Here is a 19818-nt window from a genome sequence, read left to right on the forward strand (position 1 = left end):
TAGTTAGATGAGCACACCATGGCACAACCCATCACTCTTAATCACCAACAACAGCTCGCCGTCGATTTTGGTATGCCAAAATCAGGCAATACGAGTAACCACTCACCGCTACTTATTATTGCTGGCGCGGGAACGGGCAAGACCAATACCTTGGCTCACAAAACGGCTCAGCTATTAGTTCAAGGTGTACCGCCAGAGAAAATCTTGTTGGTGACGTTTGCTCGCAGGGCGTCTGCTGAGCTGGCTTCTCGCGCGAATCGAATTGCAGAGCAGCAGCTTAATGAGCAGCGTAAACAATATCACCCAGTCAAGCTTGATTGGATGGGGACTTTTCATTCTATCGCCGCAAGATTGTTGCGTGAACATGCTGCCCTTATCGGCCTCGAAAGTGATTTCACCATTATGGATAGAAATGACGCAGCGGATATGTTGGATGTGCTGCGGTTTGAGCTTGGCTTTACCAATACCGATAGACGTTTTCCAAAAAAGAAAACCTGTTTAGAAATATATTCTCGTTGCGTGAATAGCCAAACTGCTGTCGAAGAGGTTGTCGCGCAATATTTCCCACATTGTGTAGAGTGGAGCTCTGAACTCAAGATCTTGTTTGCTCAGTATGCGGAGCAGAAAGCGGAACAATTCTGTTTAGATTACGATGATTTGTTACTTTACTGCTTCCATATGGCTCAAGTGCCAGAGATAGCAAATAAAGTGCGAGCTCAATTCGATTTCATATTGGTCGATGAATACCAAGATACCAACTTACTTCAGGCGGGCATGCTCAAAGCCTTCTTTCCTGATGGAAGAGGGTTAACCGTGGTCGGTGATGATGCGCAATCCATCTACGGCTTCCGAGCGGCGAGTGTCGACAACATTCTGGAATTTCCACAACAGTTTTCTCCGCCTGCAAAAGTCATTACGCTCACAACCAACTATCGCTCACATCAAGGTATTTTGGATTTATCCAATCAACTACTTAATGAAGGACAAGAAGGTTATAAAGTTGAGCTACATTCGGAGCGAAAACAAGGGCCTAAGCCTCAACTTGTCACAGTGGAAGATGACGCTAAGCAAGCGGAATATATCGTTGAATCTATTCTAAGAGCGAGGGAAGAGGGCATTGAGTTGAAACGACAAGCTGTGCTGTTTCGCTCTAGCTATCATAGTGACAGATTGGAACTTGAGTTAACGCGCCGTGACATTCCTTATGTTAAGCATGGTGGCCTGAAGTTTCTTGAAGCTGCTCATGTTAAAGATCTTCTTTCTATTCTTCGCTGGGCTGATAATCCAAAACACACCATATCTGCTTTTCGAGTGTTGAAATTGCTTGCTGGTATTGGCCCGAAAACCGCTAACAATATCATCGAGCATTTAAAGGCGCATCAATATCAGTTCAGTGCACTATCTGACTGTAAAGTTCCGTTCTCAGCAAGAGCGGAGTTTAAAACGTTAGTCGAATCTCTACTCACGATAAACAGTAACGCTGTACCGTGGGCAGAACAATTGAGCCTTCTTGCAACTCTCTATAGCCCATTATTAGAACTGAATTACGATGACCATTTTGTTCGTTGGGGTGATGTCGAGCAGCTTGTAATGATTTCCGGTCAGTACAGTACGCGTGAACGGTTCTTGACTGAGTTGACTCTTGACCCACCGCAGTCGACTGGTGATTTAGCAAGCAACCCTAAAATCGATGATGACTTTTTAATTCTCTCCACGGTACACAGTGCGAAAGGGCAAGAGTGGCAAAATGTTTATGTTCTCAATGTCGCTGATGGCAACTTCCCTAATGAATATGCAGTGGGCGACAAACGAGCGTTAGAAGAAGAAAGACGCTTACTGTATGTAGCCATGACGCGTGCTAAGCAAGAACTGCATCTCATGCAGCCGATGAAATATTGGGTACCTGAGCAACAGAGTTGGGGTGATAAGCATGTGTATGGAGGCAAGAGCCGTTTTATGACGGACTCGTTGTGTGAACACTTAAACCGAGTGCACTATCCGAAAATAGCACCGGATGCTCAGGATAAAAAAATCGCTGCGAAAGCGATTACCGATATCCGTAAAACCGTACTTGGAATGTGGAAGGACTAGGCGATGAAGACTGACTACCACAAACGACTACGACCGGTAATTCGTTATCTAGAAAGTCACTATGACAATCCTACAAATTTGGTACAGGTAGCAGAGAAAGCACATTTGTCACCGTACCATTTCCATCGAATATTCAAAGCAGTGGTAGGAGAGACGCTGAACGACTTTATTCGTCGATTGAGACTAGAACAAGCCGCTAACGAGCTGTTCTATAACAAACCAGACATCACCACGGTGGCATTAGATAGTGGCTTCGCGAGCTCTCAAAGCTTGGCAAAAGCCTTTAAAAAGTACTTTGGAATCACGCCAACGGACATTCGCAATTGCCGTGATATGGAGGAGTACGGCTGCTTGATGCGAAACAGCAAGATTGGACACAAGCTTCGCAATAATGGACACGAGAATGGCGAAGCCGACCCCTATACTGAAGCCGAATCAAAAACATGGAGCACAATGATGGATATTAAAACTTTTGAATCTGGTCAATTAGCTTACGTGCGAGTGACTGGCCCATACGGAGAAAACTATGAACCTGCAATCGATACACTTTACACATGGGCAGGCCCAAAAGGTCTAGCTGGGAACACCAGTATCTTCGTTTATCATGATAACCCAGAGATCACCCCAGCAGATAAATGCCGAACCGATATTTGTTTGGTGGTTGAGTCAACTGTAGACGTATCTAACGGTGTCGAGTTGATGTCATTTGATGGCGGTAAATACGCTTGTATTCGCAAAACGATTACTGAAAAGTCGCAATATGGACCTGCGTGGGAAGAGCTGATGGGGCAAGTTGTTGAACAGCAGCTTGATAGTGACGATAGGCCCTGTTTCGAACTTTACCATTCCTATAATCTGGAAACGAATACAGCAGATGTGAGTTTCTGTACTGCAATCAAAGCATAACGTCATTTGTAAAAAGGCACGGACAGCAGTGTGAACAGTTCGTGTCTCCCGTCTTTTTTCTTCACTTTCCTCATTGACCTGTCTATAACTTTATAGTTTAAAGTGGTTAATCATCTAGACAGATAGAGGCATTGGATTTGTATCGAATCTCAGAGTTAGCAGCAATGGTCGGCTTGTCACGAACGGCTTTACTTTACTATGAAAAGCAAAAGCTGATTTCAGGTAGACGACTAGAAAACGGCTATCGTGTTTACAGCGATAAAGATGTACAGCGAGTCCGTTTGATTCAGAAGTTGCAGGCAGGTGGATTGACACTTAAAGAGTGTAAGGCCTGCTTAGAAGCTAAGGTGGATCGAGAGCTACTCAAGAACCGACTGCAAGTCCTACAACAAGAAATTGAGCAAAAACAGCAGTCGTTGCAATTACTCGCGGCGTTACTTGGGGAAGGTGACCTTAAAGCTTGGCATGGTGATTTGGACAAACTGGCTCCTGATGCTCACTTGGATTGGTTAATTAAGCAAGGGTTTAGCGAAAAAGACGCCTTGCACTTGAAATGGTTATCAAAAGATATGAACGAACACGACGAATACATGTCCGATTTTATGAAGGTTTTCCAGACATTAGAACGCTGGGGGCCAGGTAGTGAAGAGGACACTGCAAAGGCACTGAATTTACTACCGACGACGCCACGAAATATCCTTGAAATTGGTTGTGGTAAAGGTCTAGCCACAAAAGTACTGGCAGAGCAAAGTAATGCAGTTATCACTGCTGTTGATAATGAGTCGACAGCGCTCGAACGTCTTTCTGAACGTTTTGCTGAGCAAGGATGGCAAGACAGGCTCAAGACAGTTACTGCGAGCATGACCGAGCTACCATTCGACAAACAGAGCTTTGAATTGATCTGGGCAGAAGGAAGCGCTTACATCATGGGAATCGAAAAGGCTCTAATGGATTGGAAACCTTTGTTGAAACAAGAAGGCTATCTGATGGTGAGCGACATGGTATGGAAAACGACATCACCGAGTGACGAATCGAAACAGTTTTGGAGCCATGAATACCCAGACATTCAACTTGTTGAGACACGGTTAGCGCAAATGAAAAAGGCAGGTTATGAAGTGATCGATAACTTCGCGCTGAGTCAATCTGGGTGGATGAACTATTATGGTCCATTGGGTGAACGAGTTGTTGAAATGACGTCCGAAATGTCCAATAGACCCGCATGGAAAGATATTCAACACGAAGTCCATATTTGTACTCAATATTCTGATGAGTTTGGCTACCATTTATTCCTTCTAAAAAAGAGTAATTAATCTTTATTAGCAATAAGCTAATAGCGTATTTTAGTTACCTTCACCACTCTCCCAATAATCTTGCATGTTTTGCTTTAAAACGTGCAAGATTCTTATCTGCCTTTTTATATTTCATTTTTAAAAAATCTACTTATATTGAATATAACTTTAGTAGTTAACGCATCGATAGGTTTTCCCTATCCTAGAAATAGGATAAGCCCAATGGTGTAAACGGCTGGAGCGCACTATAGTTTGCTTAGTAACGGCAAAGGAGGTGTTTCATGAAAGCGAACCCTTATAGTGATATGGTTTTTAGCTCATTTGGAGTTAAGAGTGTTGTTCGGACGGAGAACTACAACCAAGGCACGTTCGAGCATAACAATCGAAAAAGCGTTGGACGTTTAACTGACGACAACAACGAACGGAAGAGATTTGAAACGGAAGTCTATGGTCACTGGGATTATGATAGTGACTATATTATAGCGGTGTAACTCAAACCTCTACTAATAAATGGATGGTCACATTGTTTATATTTAGGTAGTTAATATTTGATTGAATTCGGTGTAATGAAATATTAATTACTAATAAATCCACAGTTGAAGCTGGGTAAATGCTTGGCTTCGCTTATTTAAAAATAGTGTGCTTGTCGTAATCGTCAAAAGTTATAAATAAAATCGGTGAAATATTATGAAGCAAGAAAATACAGCTACTGGCAAATGTCCAGTTATGCATGGAGCAGTTACCTCTTCAGAAGGTTCTAATGTTGCATGGTGGCCCAATGCACTTAACTTAGATATTTTGCATCAGCACGATGCTAAAACGAATCCTCTAGGACAAGCGTTTGATTATCGTGAAGCGGTAAAAACGTTGGATTTTGACGCATTGAAGCAAGACGTAACAGCATTAATGACCGATAGCCAAGAATGGTGGCCGGCTGATTGGGGCCATTACGGTGGTTTAATGATTCGCATGGCATGGCATTCAGCCGGCTCTTATCGAATTGGCGATGGCCGAGGTGGTGCGAGTACGGGTAACCAAAGATTTGCCCCCCTAAACTCTTGGCCAGATAACGCAAACTTAGATAAAGCACGTCGCCTTCTTTGGCCAATTAAGCAAAAGTATGGCAACAAAATTAGCTGGGCTGATCTTATCGTTTATGCGGGTAATATTGCTTACGAATCGATGGGACTAAAAACCTACGGTTTCGCATTTGGTCGTGAAGATATCTGGTCGCCAGAGAAAGATATTTACTGGGGCGCTGAAAAAGAATGGCTTCAAGACAGTAAAGGTGAAAACAGTCGATATTCTGGTGATAGAGATTTAGAAAACCCATTAGCTGCGGTCATGATGGGCCTTATCTACGTGAACCCTGAAGGTGTTGATGGTCAACCAGATCCACTCAAAACCGCTCAGGATATGCGAGTCACTTTTGCTCGAATGGGAATGAATGACGAAGAAACCGTGGCCCTGACGGCTGGTGGTCATACAGTTGGTAAAGCACACGGTAACGGTAACGCTGCCGAACTTGGTGAATCTCCAGAAGGAGCGGATATCTCTGAGCAAGGTTTAGGTTGGAACAACCATCAGTCTCGTGGTATCGGTCGTAATACTGTAACTAGTGGCATTGAGGGCGCTTGGACTACACATCCAACTCAGTGGGATAACGGTTTCTTCGAAATGTTGTTATCACATGAGTGGCAATTGACTAAGAGCCCAGCAGGCGCATCGCAATGGGAACCTGTTGCGATTGATGAGGTAAATAAGCCGGTAGACGTAGAAGATGCAAGCATCCGATACAATCCTATGATGACTGATGCCGATATGGCGCTAAAAGTGGACCCAGAATATCGTAAGATCTCTGAACGCTTTTACAATAATCCAGAGCAGTTCTCAGAGGTGTTCGCTCGCGCTTGGTTTAAGTTACTCCACCGTGATATGGGACCATCATCAGTTTACATTGGTCCAGAAGCGCCAACTGAAGCACTAATTTGGCAAGATCCTGTTCCTGCAGGTTCAACGGATTATGATATTGAAGACGTAAAAGAAAAAATCTTAGCGTCAGATTTAAGTGCAACGGAAATGATTACAACGGCTTGGGATAGTGCACGTACATATCGCCAGTCAGATAAACGTGGCGGGGCTAATGGGGCTCGAATCCGTCTAGAGCCACAGCGTACCTGGTTAGGAAATGAACCAGAGAAACTGAATAAGGTTTTGCCTGTTCTTGAGCGTATCGCTGCCGATACTGGCGCAAGTGTTGCTGATGTGATTGTGTTAGCGGGTAATGTGGGTGTAGAGCAAGCAGCAAAACTTGCTGGGTTCAATGTGAACGTACCGTTCGCTCCAGGTCGAGGTGACGCAACCATAGAGCAAACTGACGTCGAATCTTTTGAAGTTCTAGAACCTCTTGCAGATGGTTTCCGAAACTGGCAAAAACAGCATTATGCTGCAACACCGGAAGAGATGTTGTTAGACCGCGCTCAATTGATGGGGCTAACCGCACCAGAGATGACAGTTCTCATCGGTGGGATGCGTGTGTTAGGGACTAACTATAACGGCAGTGCCCACGGTGTCTTCACTGAGCGTGTTGGAGTGTTGAGCAACGACTTCTTCGTTAATCTTACAGACATGAACTATCAGTGGAAACCAACAGGCCGAAACTCTTATGATATCGTGCATCGTTCTAATGGTGTCGTGAAATGGACTGCGACGCGTGCTGACCTTGTATTCGGTTCTAACTCGATACTAAGAGCGTATGCTGAAGTCTATGCGCAAGATGATAACAAAGATAAGTTTGTGACTGACTTTGTTGCTGCGTGGACTAAGGTAATGAATGCTGACCGTTTTGATTTGAAATAACCAAGAGAATGTGGCCTTGCTAATGTGCAAGGCCACTTTCTTTTCTCACTTTTTCTATCCCCTTAATCATTCCAAAAAATTATCAAAATTATAATATTAGATAATTTCACCTACTTTCCCATTTGCCTTACTCTAGCGTCAGTTGGAAATAACCATTTAACGCTGTTGGCTTGTTTTACTGCGCTGACAAGAGTTCTGCCGAGGGGTTACATGAAAGTTTTACACACCATGATTCGAGTCGTGGACTTAGAAAAGTCCATCAAGTTTTATTCTGAAGTGCTAGGCATGAAAATGTTGGATCGTTTCGAAAATGAAGAGTATCGCTATACGCTAGTCTTCGTGGGCTACGAAGGTCAAGATGCAGGTTCGACTATTGAGTTAACTTACAACTGGGATACAGACAACTATGACCAAGGTAACGCCTGGGGACATATTGCGATTGGTTGTGAGGACATTTATGCAGCGTGTGAGCGTATTGAGCAACTTGGTGGCAACATTACTCGCGCTCCTGGTCCTATGAAAGGTGGCGAAACGCACATCGCTTTTGTTAAAGATCCAGACGGCTATTCAATCGAGCTTATTCAAACGAGCAAATAGGGGTATCGCAATGACAGATTCAATGTTTCAACCAATTCAGCTTGGTTCATTAACACTAAAAAACCGCATCGTAATGCCACCTATGACTCGCTCTCGTGCGACTCAACCTGGTAACTCTGCTAACGATATGATGGCCGAATACTACGCACAGCGCGCGTCTGCTGGTTTAATCGTTGCCGAAGGCACACAAATTTCACCAATGGGACAAGGTTATGCTTGGACTCCTGGTATTTATTCAGACGAGCAAATCGCGGGTTGGAAAAAAGTCACAGATGCCGTACACGCAAAAGACGGAGCTATCTTTGCTCAGCTTTGGCACGTTGGTCGTGTCACACATCCAGACAATATTGGTGGCAAGCAGCCTATCTCATCTTCGGCTCTAAAAGCTGAAAACGTAAAAGTATTTGTGGATAATGGCTCGAACGAACCTGGCTTTGTTGATGTGGTCGAGCCTCGTGCGATGACAAAAGAAGATATTCAAGAAGTCATTGGTCAATACCGTCAAGCAGCACTGAATGCGATCGAGGCTGGTTTTGATGGTATCGAATTGCATGGTGCAAACGGCTATTTAATCAACCAATTTATTGACTCTGAAGCAAACAACCGTGATGACGAATACGGTGGTCCAATCGAAAATCGTCTTCGCTTTTTAGATGAAGTCGTCGCAGCTGTCGTAGATGCGATTGGTGCCGACAAAGTAGGTGTTCGTCTTGCGCCATTTACTTCACTTAACGGCACAGTCGATAAAACGCCAATTGATACTTACACTGCTGCGGCTCGCGTATTGGAAAAACACCACGTAGTCTATATGCACATTGCAGAAGTCGATTGGGATGATGCCCCAGACACACCAGCGGAATTTAAAACCGCAGTAAGAGAAGCGTACCAAGGTACGATCATTTACGCTGGTCGCTACAACCAAGAGAAAGCCGAAAAAGCACTGTCTGACGGTATTACTGATATGGTAGGTTTTGGTCGTCCGTTTATCGCCAACCCTGACTTACCGAGTCGCCTAGAACACGGTTATCCGCTAGCAGCGCATAATCCAAATACTTTGTTTGGTGGTAACGAAGTGGGCTTATTAGATTACCCAGAGTACCACGCGTAATTGTTATTTGTTGTATTTAAGCCCAAAACGCCGAGAAGTGCTTTGGGCTTTTTTACTTTTGTGACAACCAAACGCAGCTTTAGTACAATCCTTTGCCTGTTCATTTGTATTAATTTTTGTAGACCTAGGACCGATGAGTTTCACTGACATTCAAAGCAAGCTTACCGAATTTACCGCTATCGAGCAGGTGTTCGAGTACTTTGAGGTTGAGTTTGACAGTAAATTTGTCGAAGAGTATCGCTTACCTTTATTAAAACGGTTCAATGGCTACTTGATTATGCAAAAGCCAGAAGACTGGTTTGCCGCAAGACGAGTCCTTCGCAATGCCTACTGCAAAGTTCAAAGGGGACGACTCGATCCACATACTCGTTCAGCTTGTCGTGGATGTACTTCCTGCATCAGACGATAATAATCATTTGTAATCCTTCCGAATGTAACAAAGCTAAATCGCTGATAGTAAAGTGTTTTAGTTGATTTTAATATTGATTAAACCAGACTAAATCCACTATTAAACTCTCCTCCATCGATCATATATCGGCTAATCCTTAAGATTCTCATCAACAGTTAATCACTACGAGAATTTATCCGATGAAATCAAAAAACCTTCTTTCCACCCTTGTTATGACAACGCTAATGTCTGGCTTTGTTTCAAACGCGGTCGCTGCTAACGCAAGCGATGGTGTACAAGACATGTCTGACCCTTTAGCAGTGTACACACAAGCGGGAGCAGGGCTGACGGATAAAGGCTTAAACGTAAAAATCGGTCGAGCTTATGACACCGGGAATGACGACACGATGGCTATGAACGTATTGGAGATTAAAAGCTTTGCCGGTAGCTCATTAGGTTGGTCTGGTACCTCAGAACGCGATGATTCTGTCGACTCAGTTCGTTTCCGTAATTTCACCATTAACACGACAAACGGTCTTGGTCGACAAATTGATTTGAATTACAACGTCGAACAAGAAGCATTGAACACCTCTTATAGTTTTATCCAAGCGCTACCTAAATGGGGTGGGTTACAACTTTATCCATTAGCTGGTGTCGGCGTTCAGGTCAAAAACGGCAAGTTTACTGGTGATAAAGTTGAACAGGTATCTTCAGGTCAAGTGAACCCAGACGATCAATACATCGGATATACCTTACCTGGCGTCTATGCCGTTGTTGGTGGCTATAGCAAATATTCAATTACAGACAAGTTGTGGGTTAACTATAACCCAATGTGGGTCACGCCTTTAGCGGGCTCGCAAGCTTGGACGGATGCAGGTTCTGTTTTTACTAATGAGTTTGCAGTTTCTTACCAGTTCACTCCACGTTTTAACGTTCGTTACTTTGCTAACTGGACGCACGATCAATCCTATTTCGATGGTGATCAACGTGTCGAGTTCAACTATCAGTTTTAGTCGAGTCGTTTTGAGAACGTCCACTAAGTAAGTTAAGAAGATTGTTTAAGTAGGCTCCAATGAAACTCGCTAATTCTTTATTTTTACTCTCACTAACGCTAATTGGTACTAGTGCTCAAGCTACATCTTTCACAGACCCAATTGATGGTCAGTTGGACATGGGAGACTACTTAGCGGAAAACGCGTATGGCTTCCTCCCTGTGCCCATTCTGATCACTGAACCTGCGGTGGGGTATGGCGGTGGAATGATGGGAGTATTCTTGCATGAATCTGATGCTCAAAAAAAGAAGCGTAAAGAATTAGCCCTAAAGTCACTTGATGGTGGAGCCAAGCTTCTTACTCCAGCGATTACCGTTGCAGGGGCGTTTGGTACTCAAAATGGTACGTGGGCGGGTTTTATCGGTCATAGGCATACCTGGAACAAAGACAGCATTCGCTATTTAGGCGGCGCCTTTTATGGTGACATTCATATGAATTTCTATGCTCCGTTTGCGAAAGATGACGCATCAGGTTTTGAAATGGGCATGAATGGATATGGTGTTATCCAGAAGTTGCAGTTTCGAGTGGGTAAATCACCCGTCTTACTTGGTGTGAGTCAAAAGTTCGTTTCCCCAGAACTGAGTATTGTGGAACCAAGCAAAGCGAATCAGGTGGCTAATCGGTGGTTGAATATGACGCCGACGGTATCAGGTCTGGGGGCGATTGCTGAATATGACACCAAAAACAACTTCTTATATCCAACGTCAGGTGGAGATTATAAAGCGGAGTACATGGTATTCAGTGAGCACCTTGGTAGTGACTACGACTTTCAAACATTTGCCGCAGAAGGCACACAATATTTCCCCGTTAGTCAAAAATGGAATGTGGCATTGAAGGGTAAGTACAACACTCTATCGACGGATGAGAGGTTGCTGCCTCCTCCGGCGTACCCTGATATCGAGCTTAGAGGTATTGCTAGAAATCGATATCAAGGCACTTCAACAGCTTCAATCGAATCACAGGTCACTTATAGCTTCACAAACCGCTGGTCGAGTTCGGTATTTGCCGGGGTTGGTTCTGCTACCGATGCGACTAATGAGCTATTTAGTGACGGAAATCACTACGCCTACGGAGTGGGCTTTCGTTATTTGATCGCTCGTCGTTACGGCTTAAAAGTAGGAATAGGTGTCGCGAAAAGTGAAGAAGACAATGCGCTCTATTTTCAAGTGGGTACCGGGCTTTAGGATCCAAATAACACCGTAATTATTATTAAACCAAAGCTTAAAAGGTAAGTATCATGAACATTCATTTTAACACACAAAGCATTGTTTTATCGGAAAGCATGCGTTCACATTGTGTCACCAAAGCGGACCATTTATTCGCAGTGCACCCACAGGCAACGGAGATTTTCGTCTCGATAATCCACCACCGCTCTTATGGGCAATATGATGTTGAGCTTAAAGTTCACGCTGAGCATCAATGGTGTTTCGTTAAACACTCTGGTGATGAGTTCTACCATGTCGCGGCTGAAGCATTTTCTGCTATGACGCATAAACTTCAGAAACAAAAAACGAAAGCAAAAAGAGAGCTTAGAGATCATTCATTGGAGGTGGAGCACGATGAGTAGCCATAACTTAACCTATGACCTATTGGAGTGTGGTCGTTGTCGTCAACGTGTCATGCTTACCAGCAAAAGTCGCGGAGAGCTACAATGTTGTGGTTTCCCTATGCGCAATGTCACTTATGATCGACTTGGACATTACTTGGATTTATCACTAGCACAAAAATCATCATTGGCTCAATGCTTGAGTACCATCGAAAGTAAACTAGTGCAAAGTGATTCTTCCAATAAAGAACTGACTCATTTGAAAGAGCTAATTAACCGCCAACAGGCTGCAGCAGGCAAGTTCGCGCAACTATTAATGGGTATATCAGATGAGCCGACAAGTTTGTCGAAGTCTTTCATGAACGTCATTGATGACCTCTACCTTTCTTCGTTAAACCTTTATCCTAGCTTTTCTTTGGAAGCAAAAAGTGAAGCAAATATGGAATACGTAAGGCTTTTTGATGAGGCAACAGAGCTCGATAAGGAAACCATCGCGTTGTTAGAAGACACCTTGTATAGAGTAGAAAAAAGCCCTCAGTCCACACCATAATGCTGACTTCAAATAAACAGAAATCATTGACTCACCACGTGTAAAGACAGCTATAACTAATAGCTGTCTTTTTGTTTCCGCAATTAGTCATTCGTAATTTGATTTGAATGGACTATGTTTAATTTAGGCGAATCAGACAGATAGAGCGGAAATAATGGATCTAAATCTCCTTAAAACCTTTGACGCGGTTATTAAGTCGAAAAGTGTTAACGAAGCGGCCGAAGTTCTCAACATCACTGCTCCAGCGGTCAGTCATGCGCTAAATAGGCTTAGAGATGAATATCAAGACCCGCTATTTATTCGTCAGGGAAGAGGCATCGTACCTACTAATTTTGCTATTGAGCTTCACAACGAGATTCAAGAGCCGCTTAGCCTGTTGCTGAATGGGTCCAAATCACGTCAAGACTTTGATCCTGAGTTAAGCCAACGTACCTTTCGCATTTCTAGCCATAAAGACATCGACCTAATCGTTGTCCCCCCTTTGGTTCGCTATAAAAATGTGCATGCACCGAATGTCACCATACAGGCAGACATTGAACATTTGAATGAGCAAGACCGACACGACGACCTGAGGCGTCGTCGTGTGGACGTAATATTAGCGACGGTGCCATTAGAGGATAGGGGCTACCACAATGAGGTACTCTTTGATCAAGAGTTGGTGGTTACCGTAAGTAAAGATCATCCAAGGATACAAAGTGAATTGACGATGGAGGATTTTCTTAGAGAAAGCCATATTACTTGGAAAACTCAACGTCTTAATACCAATACACTGGACTCTGTAGCGATTGACGTCGCGCTACCGCCACGACAAGTCGCATATTCCACGGGCTCTGGTGCGACGGCGTTGGTTATGGCTGCACAAACAGATTGGCTTGCTGTCAGTGGTCAATGGCAAGCGGAACAGCTTGCAGAGTCTCTCGGACTAAATGTCTTTCCAATACCATTTGAAACTCAGAAAGTTCCGGTTTACATGACGTGGCATCAGTCCCAAAAAAACGACAAAGGACATGAGTGGTTTCGGCAAGCGATAGTGTCATCGCTTGACCTGTAGACAGTAAAGCAACTTTACAAGATCTCAATTAGATAGCGACCCAACAGTGGTCGCTTTTTGGTGTGATTGCTGACGAAAAGTAGTTAGAAAATGACGGCAGTGAGTAAGGCTAGCAATAACACTGCTGACGAATAAAAGGTTAGTGCGAAGCCAAATGAGCGTGCTGGTGCGCCGTGCTTATAGCCAATTGCAAACAGGATTCGGCCTAAAAGGAAAAGAGCTGAGCATATTGGAACCGCAGAAAGCCAAAGGCTGGGCGCCAGTGTACTCCATGCAAAGTAGATGGGTAGTGCTATGACAAGTTGTTCAAGGGTGTTCTGTATGATGCTCTGTAAGATACGTGCTTGTTGTGAGCCTTGAGTGAGGCCACTACCATCAATATCTTCTGCGCTAAAAAAACGATGTTTAGCTAGTCGCCCAATGGATATGAGTAGAAATAACGTAGGTAGAATAAACGAGTAAGACAGAACTTCGAAGCGATTTGTATTGTCATCAAAACTCAATGGGTTTGAATAAATCGCATAGCCTATGAATGCCAATGAAAGGAACAAAGCCAGCCCCATGCCTTTGGCTACGCCTTGCTGTTTGGTTGAAAGTACCATTAAGTCGCCCTTCTATGTAATTATGAAGGGCTGAAAACAGCCCTCTCTTTGTGATTGAAGTCGTGTTGGGTATATATGTCCCTGAATAATAAAGTTAACCTTCAAATAACCAGTTCTGCCAACTTTGCATTCTTAAAATCACTTTACGGACAATACTGAACATCTCCCATTTAGGTGAATAAACCGCAACATGAGCATCAGTGCCTGAAGGTATTGGCATACCTTGCAAAAGTGACGGGTTGTCCAATTCAACTTTTACTAAGATCCTACCGTTATGAGGTATCTGTTCTGGATACTTCATGATGCCAGATGGAGTGATTGCACCTTGAGCAAATATATCGTTCACCTGTACCACATGGGCTTTATACGCGTGACCTGGAATAGTATTAAAGGTCACTTCTGCCGGATAACCAGCTTTAATATAGCGCGCAGGCGCTTGTTTAAACGCAGCAAATAGTTGTTTGTCTTCTTTATGTACGAACGTTAGATTACCTTGAAATGGAACAATACGGCTTTTCATGCCTGGGCGAAGTGCCACTTGAGTTACGTAGCCATCAGTAGGCGCTTTTACAGTAGTTTTCGCTAAGTTAAATTTCGCTAACTCTAACTGAGATTGATATTTGCTTTGGTTGGCTTTTTGTTCCAACAATTGAGTTTCGATATTGTCGATATTCTCTTGCGATGAAAACCCTTTCTTACCGAGTTTCTGGTAACGAACCAATTCTGATTCATAAAATTCAATGGCAGAAGATGTTCGTTGAATGTCGCTCTCTATACGGCTCACTTTATCTTGGAAAGGCGTTTTATCGATTTGATAAAGTGGATCACCAGCTTTCACCTGTTGGTTGCCTTTCACATAGACATCGGTAATTAACCCCTCTACTTGTGATGTGATAGGAGTCGTGACGCTGTATAAACGAGCCATACGAGAAACCGGTTGATACATCGCCATATAGAGAAAGATCCAACCTACGATAAATAACCCAATAACGCTGGCCGTTGTTAGCGTCCATTTATTTTTAGGCACTTTAAAAGCTTTAAATACAATAACGCAAAGTGCTGCGTAACTCAGGATGATGAGCGTTTCCATTTCGTTACTCCTTGATTGATTTTTCAAGAGCATCAATGCGTTCAACTAATGCTTGATATTGTTTATCGGAATGGGCTGAACGAGCCCCTAACCACTGTTGTTTATCACCGTCATACATGGTTGCCCATACCCAAAGCACAGGCCACATAACATGGAGGAAAAACAAACTAATCCAACCAGCAACATGAATCGCATCGGCATGTGGATGATTACGTTTTTTGGCAATCTCATAAGGAATATCGTGCAAAATGATCAATCCATAGATCAGGATTAGAAGCACAACAAACAAAATCGCCAGTGATGCATAATCTAGAGTGAGGTTCATAGTCTCCCCCTTAGTTTAAAACGTTGTAGCCACGGCCAACCATGCACTGTTTCATGACACTATCAACATCGTGTTGATATTTGGCTTCACTGTATTGTGCTTCAGCACGGTGGTGGAGTAAGCCACCTACCAGACCAACCCCTGCACCAACTTTGGCGCCTTTAGAACCGTGGCCGCCGGCAATGGCTGTACCTGCTGCGCCTAATGCTGCAGTGCGGGCTGTGCTTCCCACAACGTCGCGACCTAAACTATCGACTTGATTGCTTTGAACCTGGGTCGATAGTTGTTGGCATTCGTACATATCAGCGTTGTATTTTTCCATATCGACACCTTTGGTATCGACAATAACGTTAGCGAACGACGTCGCTGAATAGATGGCAGTAAATAAAATGAAAAGGCTGCTTTTGATGTTCATAATGGTCTCTCTAACTGTTTTTTCTAATAGTATTTCTGTCGTTAGAGTTGAACAAATAGCGTTCGTTAATAGTGGATTAAGTGTTATTCAACTAAGAAAAAGGTATTTGATAACATAAGGTTATGTTACCTAGTTTGGAAGTGAAGATGATTAGATAAAGAAAAAGGCTCATAGCGTTACTACTATGAGCCTTTTGACTAATAAGTCGTTTTATTTGTCATCAACGTTGACAAACATGAACGTCAATGTAAATGCCAATGCGAACACACCAACCACACCAAGAACCGCTTGAATGAAGTTTTGAGTACCGCTTGCTAGGTATGCAGGCAAACTAAATACTGAAGACAAAATGTAGCTCGTTAGATGCGTGTCGATAGTTACTGAGATCGCACCAACAATACCTGCTGCTAGGCTCGCCATGAACAGTGCTTTAGTGTATTTAGTCAACACACCAAAGAGTGCAGGCTCAGTGATACCAAGAATTGCAGTGATACCAGAACCTACGGTAACAGAAGACTGTTCTTTTGAAACGTTCTTACGCTGTTTATACCATACCGCCATCGTAGCACCCGCGATAGCGAGGTTACCCAAGCACATTATTGGCATAAGCAAGTCTTTTCCATACAGCGCGAAGTTATTCAAGCTGATTGGCGTCATGCTGTGGTGAATACCAAATACGATGGTGATTGGGCGAGTTAAACCAAATACAAAGCCAGTCAGTGTTGGAGAGATTTCTAATAGCGAGCTTACCACCCAACCTGCGCCATTACTTAACCACATGCCAGCTGGGGCAACCAGGGACAATACGATAGTTGAAGTGACCGTGAAGGCGAGTAGGGGAGTGAATACTGGCTTGGCGGATAAAGGGACGAATCGATCAACAAATGGTGTCACTTTTGAAAGTACCCAAACCGCTAAGATAGCAGGTACGATTGCGCCGCCATAGTTAAGCAGTTCGATTGGTACCACACCAAGTACAGTCAGCTCCGGAACGCTACCAGCGTCTTTGAGTAACGCCGCTTTTTCTACTAGTTTAGGCGCAAGCATGGCGGAAGACACAGCCAATGCAATGTATTCGTTCACTTTAAATACTTTAGCGGCAGAAAAAGACACTAACATTGGTAGGAAGAAGAATACAGCGGTAGAAATCGAACGGAAGAAGTACACTGTATCTGAAGATTCTGAAATAACGTTGGTCGCAATTAAACCAGAAAGAAGGCCCATCAACATACCCGCACCAGCAATTGCAGGAACCACAGGGCCAAAAATGCCCGCAACGATACGCATTGCATTTTGGAACAGCTTACCTTTTTCAGCTTCAATCACTGGTTCATCACTGCTTTTGCTAACACCTGATAGCGCGTTGTACCACTTTTCTACATCTACACCGATGACGACTTGAGTCTGACCTTGAGCAAGAACCACCCCTTTGACCCCAGAAATGGCTTCTAGCTGCTCTTTCTTGGCAAGTGTCTCATCTGCTAACTTGAATCGAAGACGAGTCATGCAGTGAGTAATGTTGATGATGTTATCTTGGCCGCCAAGTGCTTGAACCAATATTTGTAGGTTGTCGCTAAAGCTATTCTTGTTACTCGATGCTTGAGCATTCAAGTTCACTTCATTATTAGTTTCAGTAAGTTGCATCTAAGGAGTCCCTATGTGCTTGCGTTATTTGTTGGGGACATAATATCCATCACTCATATTTACCCCAATCGGAAAAACAGAGACTTCCGTCACATTAAGTGCGGCAAATTGTTAATTTTCAGCAAAATTCGTCGATTGGTTCGTTTTTTTTAGCGAATGTTTAGCAATAACGAACCAGTTACTTTTTACCGAAAATTAGCGCTTGAAATAAGGTTTTTTTCGCTGTTATATAGAATAAAACCACTGACATAGAGCTATTACGCCGTGAAAGAAAATATCATATCCAACATTGAATGTATAATTACTAAGCCAGACCGACACAATCTAATTACTGTGATTGTAGAAACCGAGAGCGGCGTAACAGGCTATGGATGTGCGACATTCCAACAGCGTCCACTTGCTGTTAAAACTATGGTTGATGAATATATTAAGCCTTTGTTATTAGGTAAGAATGCGAATAATATTGAAGACCTTTGGCAAATGATGATGGTCAATGCCTATTGGCGTAATGGTCCGGTTATTAATAATGCTATTTCTGGTGTTGATATGGCTCTTTGGGATATTAAAGCCAAATTAGCTAACATGCCGTTACATCAATTATTTGGTGGTAAATCTAGAGATGCCATTCAAGTGTATACACATGCAACGAGTGACACAATGGAAGGGCTTTATGAGCAAGTTGAGCAATTCCTAGAGCAGGGTTATAAACACATTCGTTGCCAATTGGGATTTTATGGCGGTGTACCAGAGAATATGCACACCACAGAAAATCCAACTGAAGGCTCATACTACGACCAAGACCAGTATATGGATAACACATTAGAGATGTTCCGTTTACTGCGTGAAAAGTACGGTCGTAAATTCCACATTCTTCATGATGTACATGAACGGCTGTTTCCTAATCAAGCGTTGCAATTTGCCAAGCAAGTTGAACAATATCAACCGTATTTCATTGAAGATATTCTGCCGCCAAATCAAACCGAATGGTTGGATAACCTACGCAGCCAAACCTCGGTATCGCTAGCGTTAGGGGAGCTTTTTAATAACCCTGAAGAGTGGAAGTCAGTCGTTGTTAATCGTCGTATTGATTTCATTCGTTGCCATGTTTCACAGATCGGTGGTATCACTCCTGCTTTGAAATTAGGCCATCTATGCGAAAGCTTCGGTGTTCGTATTGCATGGCACTGTCCGCCAGATATGACACCAATTGGAGCAGCGGTGAATACTCACCTAAATGTGCACCTTCACAACGCGGCAATTCAAGAGCATGTGCATTACAAAGAAAACACAAGAAAAGTGTTCCCTAATGCAGCTGAACCTAGAAATGGTTTTCTTTATGCTTCAGAAGACATAGGCATCGGAGTAGAAATCAACCGTGCTGCGGCACTTGATTTCCCAGTAGAATATCGTCCTCATGAGTGGACTCAAAGCCGACTTCCAGATGGCAGTATTCATACGCCATAAGGTTTAAATACTATTTAATAAATCGACCGCTATAATTAGCGGTCGTTTTGATCTCGATATTGCAAACTCTCATTATTGAATTTTGTGTGATAAGTGCATTGATAATTTATATCAATAACATCGCTAACAATAAAAGCCTCACCTGATGTTAAAAAACCGCGATTAGTAATATTCATAGCAGCGGTGGTACGTTTACATTGTAAAATGTTGGCATCCTCCGTTGATAAGTTAATTGCTTTATAGTTGGTTAGATAACTGTCAATCTTCAAACCTAACGACAACGCATATTTTTGCAGTGAACTCTCAATAATACTGTCGTTCATTTTCGGAAAAAGATGTACCGGAACGATCGTTTCTTCTATCTGTGTGATTTTATTTTGGATTAAACGTAACCTTTTGATATGCCATAAATAGTCATCTTCTCCAATAGTAAAGACTTGCATCTCATGAATAGTCGGTACCCGTTTATTCAATTGCACTTTCTTATAGGAAATTTGCTCGAAGCTGTTTTCCGTAATTGAATTGTAGATTAAGGGAGAGCCGATAATAGAAGTGTTAACATAATAACCAGAACCCGTTTTTGGTTTAACAATGCCAATGGCTTCCAATTTTGACAGGGCTTTTCTGACAGAAAAACGTGATAGTTGGTACTTATCTACAAGCTCTCTCTCAGATGGCAGCTTATAAGTGATAACGTTATTGCAGATCTTACTTATTAAATCTTGTACCAGTTCTTCGTGTTTTTTCATCTTTATCTAATTCGATAAACCAAAATAATAAAGTTAATAATAGCGGTTATGTTGTCTTACTAGCAACACCTTTACGGTTAACAGATAAGCAA

Annotated in this window: 20 protein-coding genes; 14 read left to right on the forward strand and 6 right to left on the reverse strand. The window is 43.0% G+C overall.

The window, feature by feature from the left end; genetic code table 11:
• Window positions 1–18: 18 nt before the first annotated feature.
• The 13 genes from L2W36_RS17300 to L2W36_RS17360 all read left to right on the forward strand — a co-directional run bounded on the left by L2W36_RS17300 (window position 19) and on the right by L2W36_RS17360 (window position 13437).
• Window positions 19–2091: an ATP-dependent helicase gene (locus L2W36_RS17300; RefSeq protein ID WP_236110762.1), complete on the forward strand. Its 2073-nt coding sequence runs from the start codon at window positions 19–21 to the stop codon at window positions 2089–2091.
• Between the two features lie 3 nt (window positions 2092–2094).
• On the forward strand, window positions 2095–2997 hold the full coding sequence (locus L2W36_RS17305; RefSeq protein ID WP_236110763.1) for an AraC family transcriptional regulator: 903 nt from the start codon (window positions 2095–2097) through the stop codon (window positions 2995–2997).
• A 137-nt stretch (window positions 2998–3134) separates the two neighbouring features.
• The gene (locus L2W36_RS17310) at window positions 3135–4307 is read left to right on the forward strand and encodes a MerR family transcriptional regulator (RefSeq protein ID WP_062462062.1); all 1173 of its coding nucleotides are present in this window, start codon (window positions 3135–3137) and stop codon (window positions 4305–4307) included.
• A gap of 260 nt (window positions 4308–4567) precedes the next feature.
• Window positions 4568–4777, forward strand: a complete 210-nt coding sequence (locus L2W36_RS17315; RefSeq protein ID WP_124941309.1) for a hypothetical protein — start codon at window positions 4568–4570, stop codon at window positions 4775–4777.
• 196 nt (window positions 4778–4973) lie between these two features.
• Entirely contained in the window at window positions 4974–7145 is a 2172-nt protein-coding gene (gene katG, locus L2W36_RS17320; RefSeq protein ID WP_236110766.1) for a catalase/peroxidase HPI, read from the forward strand.
• Between the two features lie 210 nt (window positions 7146–7355).
• Window positions 7356–7742 (forward strand): lactoylglutathione lyase, encoded by a 387-nt coding sequence (gloA, locus tag L2W36_RS17325; RefSeq protein WP_006069411.1) that lies wholly within the window; start codon window positions 7356–7358, stop codon window positions 7740–7742.
• A gap of 10 nt (window positions 7743–7752) precedes the next feature.
• On the forward strand, window positions 7753–8850 hold the full coding sequence (locus L2W36_RS17330) for an alkene reductase (protein WP_236110768.1): 1098 nt from the start codon (window positions 7753–7755) through the stop codon (window positions 8848–8850).
• Window positions 8851–8983: 133 nt separating this feature from the next.
• Window positions 8984–9259, forward strand: a complete 276-nt coding sequence (locus L2W36_RS17335; RefSeq protein ID WP_038227112.1) for a nitrogenase-stabilizing/protective protein NifW — start codon at window positions 8984–8986, stop codon at window positions 9257–9259.
• A 179-nt stretch (window positions 9260–9438) separates the two neighbouring features.
• Window positions 9439–10251, forward strand: a complete 813-nt coding sequence (locus L2W36_RS17340; protein ID WP_236110771.1) for a hypothetical protein — start codon at window positions 9439–9441, stop codon at window positions 10249–10251.
• Window positions 10252–10310: 59 nt separating this feature from the next.
• On the forward strand, window positions 10311–11474 hold the full coding sequence (locus tag L2W36_RS17345; protein WP_236110773.1) for a BamA/TamA family outer membrane protein: 1164 nt from the start codon (window positions 10311–10313) through the stop codon (window positions 11472–11474).
• Window positions 11475–11527: 53 nt separating this feature from the next.
• On the forward strand, window positions 11528–11857 hold the full coding sequence (locus L2W36_RS17350; RefSeq protein ID WP_031495720.1) for an HPF/RaiA family ribosome-associated protein: 330 nt from the start codon (window positions 11528–11530) through the stop codon (window positions 11855–11857).
• Window positions 11850–12386 carry a hypothetical protein gene (locus L2W36_RS17355; protein ID WP_236110775.1) on the forward strand — a complete coding sequence of 179 codons (537 nt, stop codon included), beginning with the start codon at window positions 11850–11852 and terminating at the stop codon, window positions 12384–12386. The genes L2W36_RS17350 and L2W36_RS17355 overlap by 8 nt, the downstream gene beginning before the upstream one ends.
• A gap of 154 nt (window positions 12387–12540) precedes the next feature.
• Window positions 12541–13437 carry a LysR substrate-binding domain-containing protein gene (locus L2W36_RS17360; protein ID WP_006069418.1) on the forward strand — a complete coding sequence of 299 codons (897 nt, stop codon included), beginning with the start codon at window positions 12541–12543 and terminating at the stop codon, window positions 13435–13437.
• A gap of 83 nt (window positions 13438–13520) precedes the next feature.
• Here L2W36_RS17360 and L2W36_RS17365 read toward each other — a convergent pair whose 3' ends face one another.
• From L2W36_RS17365 to L2W36_RS17385, 5 genes are all read right to left on the reverse strand, one after another.
• A complete protein-coding gene (locus L2W36_RS17365; protein WP_236110776.1) occupies window positions 13521–14039 on the reverse strand; it encodes an MAPEG family protein in 519 nt (172 codons plus the stop codon).
• 94 nt (window positions 14040–14133) lie between these two features.
• Window positions 14134–15129, reverse strand: coding sequence for an HlyD family secretion protein (locus L2W36_RS17370; RefSeq protein WP_006069420.1), 996 nt, complete (start codon window positions 15127–15129; stop codon window positions 14134–14136).
• Window positions 15130–15133: 4 nt separating this feature from the next.
• Window positions 15134–15454 (reverse strand): DUF3302 domain-containing protein, encoded by a 321-nt coding sequence (locus L2W36_RS17375; protein ID WP_038227107.1) that lies wholly within the window; start codon window positions 15452–15454, stop codon window positions 15134–15136.
• A 10-nt stretch (window positions 15455–15464) separates the two neighbouring features.
• Entirely contained in the window at window positions 15465–15869 is a 405-nt protein-coding gene (locus L2W36_RS17380; protein ID WP_006069422.1) for a glycine zipper family protein, read from the reverse strand.
• 210 nt (window positions 15870–16079) lie between these two features.
• Window positions 16080–17513 carry a PTS transporter subunit EIIC gene (locus tag L2W36_RS17385; protein ID WP_236110778.1) on the reverse strand — a complete coding sequence of 478 codons (1434 nt, stop codon included), beginning with the start codon at window positions 17511–17513 and terminating at the stop codon, window positions 16080–16082.
• A 264-nt stretch (window positions 17514–17777) separates the two neighbouring features.
• Here L2W36_RS17385 and L2W36_RS17390 point away from each other — a divergent pair, with 264 nt between their 5' ends.
• Complete coding sequence (locus L2W36_RS17390) at window positions 17778–18977, forward strand: enolase C-terminal domain-like protein (protein ID WP_006069427.1); 1200 nt, start codon at window positions 17778–17780, stop codon at window positions 18975–18977.
• A gap of 35 nt (window positions 18978–19012) precedes the next feature.
• Here L2W36_RS17390 and L2W36_RS17395 read toward each other — a convergent pair whose 3' ends face one another.
• Window positions 19013–19726, reverse strand: a complete 714-nt coding sequence (locus L2W36_RS17395) for a GntR family transcriptional regulator (RefSeq protein WP_006069428.1) — start codon at window positions 19724–19726, stop codon at window positions 19013–19015.
• Window positions 19727–19818: the final 92 nt, after the last annotated feature.

Origin of the sequence: Vibrio sp. McD22-P3, assembly GCF_021568915.1 — a bacterium.
Taxonomy (GTDB): domain Bacteria; phylum Pseudomonadota; class Gammaproteobacteria; order Enterobacterales; family Vibrionaceae; genus Vibrio; species Vibrio mediterranei.

Excerpts from the sequence above, each read along its gene's own strand:
- L2W36_RS17300 (WP_236110762.1), top strand. The coding sequence starts at position 19 with ATGGCACAACCCATCACTCTTAATCACCAACAACAGCTCGCCGTCGAT.
- L2W36_RS17305 (WP_236110763.1), top strand. The coding sequence starts at position 2,095 with ATGAAGACTGACTACCACAAACGACTACGACCGGTAATTCGTTATCTA.
- L2W36_RS17315 (WP_124941309.1), top strand. The coding sequence starts at position 4,568 with ATGAAAGCGAACCCTTATAGTGATATGGTTTTTAGCTCATTTGGAGTT.
- katG (WP_236110766.1), top strand. The coding sequence starts at position 4,974 with ATGAAGCAAGAAAATACAGCTACTGGCAAATGTCCAGTTATGCATGGA.
- gloA (WP_006069411.1), top strand. The coding sequence starts at position 7,356 with ATGAAAGTTTTACACACCATGATTCGAGTCGTGGACTTAGAAAAGTCC.
- L2W36_RS17330 (WP_236110768.1), top strand. The coding sequence starts at position 7,753 with ATGACAGATTCAATGTTTCAACCAATTCAGCTTGGTTCATTAACACTA.
- L2W36_RS17335 (WP_038227112.1), top strand. The coding sequence starts at position 8,984 with ATGAGTTTCACTGACATTCAAAGCAAGCTTACCGAATTTACCGCTATC.
- L2W36_RS17340 (WP_236110771.1), top strand. The coding sequence starts at position 9,439 with ATGAAATCAAAAAACCTTCTTTCCACCCTTGTTATGACAACGCTAATG.
- L2W36_RS17345 (WP_236110773.1), top strand. The coding sequence starts at position 10,311 with ATGAAACTCGCTAATTCTTTATTTTTACTCTCACTAACGCTAATTGGT.
- L2W36_RS17350 (WP_031495720.1), top strand. The coding sequence starts at position 11,528 with ATGAACATTCATTTTAACACACAAAGCATTGTTTTATCGGAAAGCATG.
- L2W36_RS17355 (WP_236110775.1), top strand. The coding sequence starts at position 11,850 with ATGAGTAGCCATAACTTAACCTATGACCTATTGGAGTGTGGTCGTTGT.
- L2W36_RS17360 (WP_006069418.1), top strand. The coding sequence starts at position 12,541 with ATGGATCTAAATCTCCTTAAAACCTTTGACGCGGTTATTAAGTCGAAA.
- L2W36_RS17365 (WP_236110776.1), bottom strand. The coding sequence starts at position 14,039 with ATGGTACTTTCAACCAAACAGCAAGGCGTAGCCAAAGGCATGGGGCTG.
- L2W36_RS17370 (WP_006069420.1), bottom strand. The coding sequence starts at position 15,129 with ATGGAAACGCTCATCATCCTGAGTTACGCAGCACTTTGCGTTATTGTA.
- L2W36_RS17375 (WP_038227107.1), bottom strand. The coding sequence starts at position 15,454 with ATGAACCTCACTCTAGATTATGCATCACTGGCGATTTTGTTTGTTGTG.
- L2W36_RS17380 (WP_006069422.1), bottom strand. The coding sequence starts at position 15,869 with ATGAACATCAAAAGCAGCCTTTTCATTTTATTTACTGCCATCTATTCA.
- L2W36_RS17385 (WP_236110778.1), bottom strand. The coding sequence starts at position 17,513 with ATGCAACTTACTGAAACTAATAATGAAGTGAACTTGAATGCTCAAGCA.
- L2W36_RS17395 (WP_006069428.1), bottom strand. The coding sequence starts at position 19,726 with ATGAAAAAACACGAAGAACTGGTACAAGATTTAATAAGTAAGATCTGC.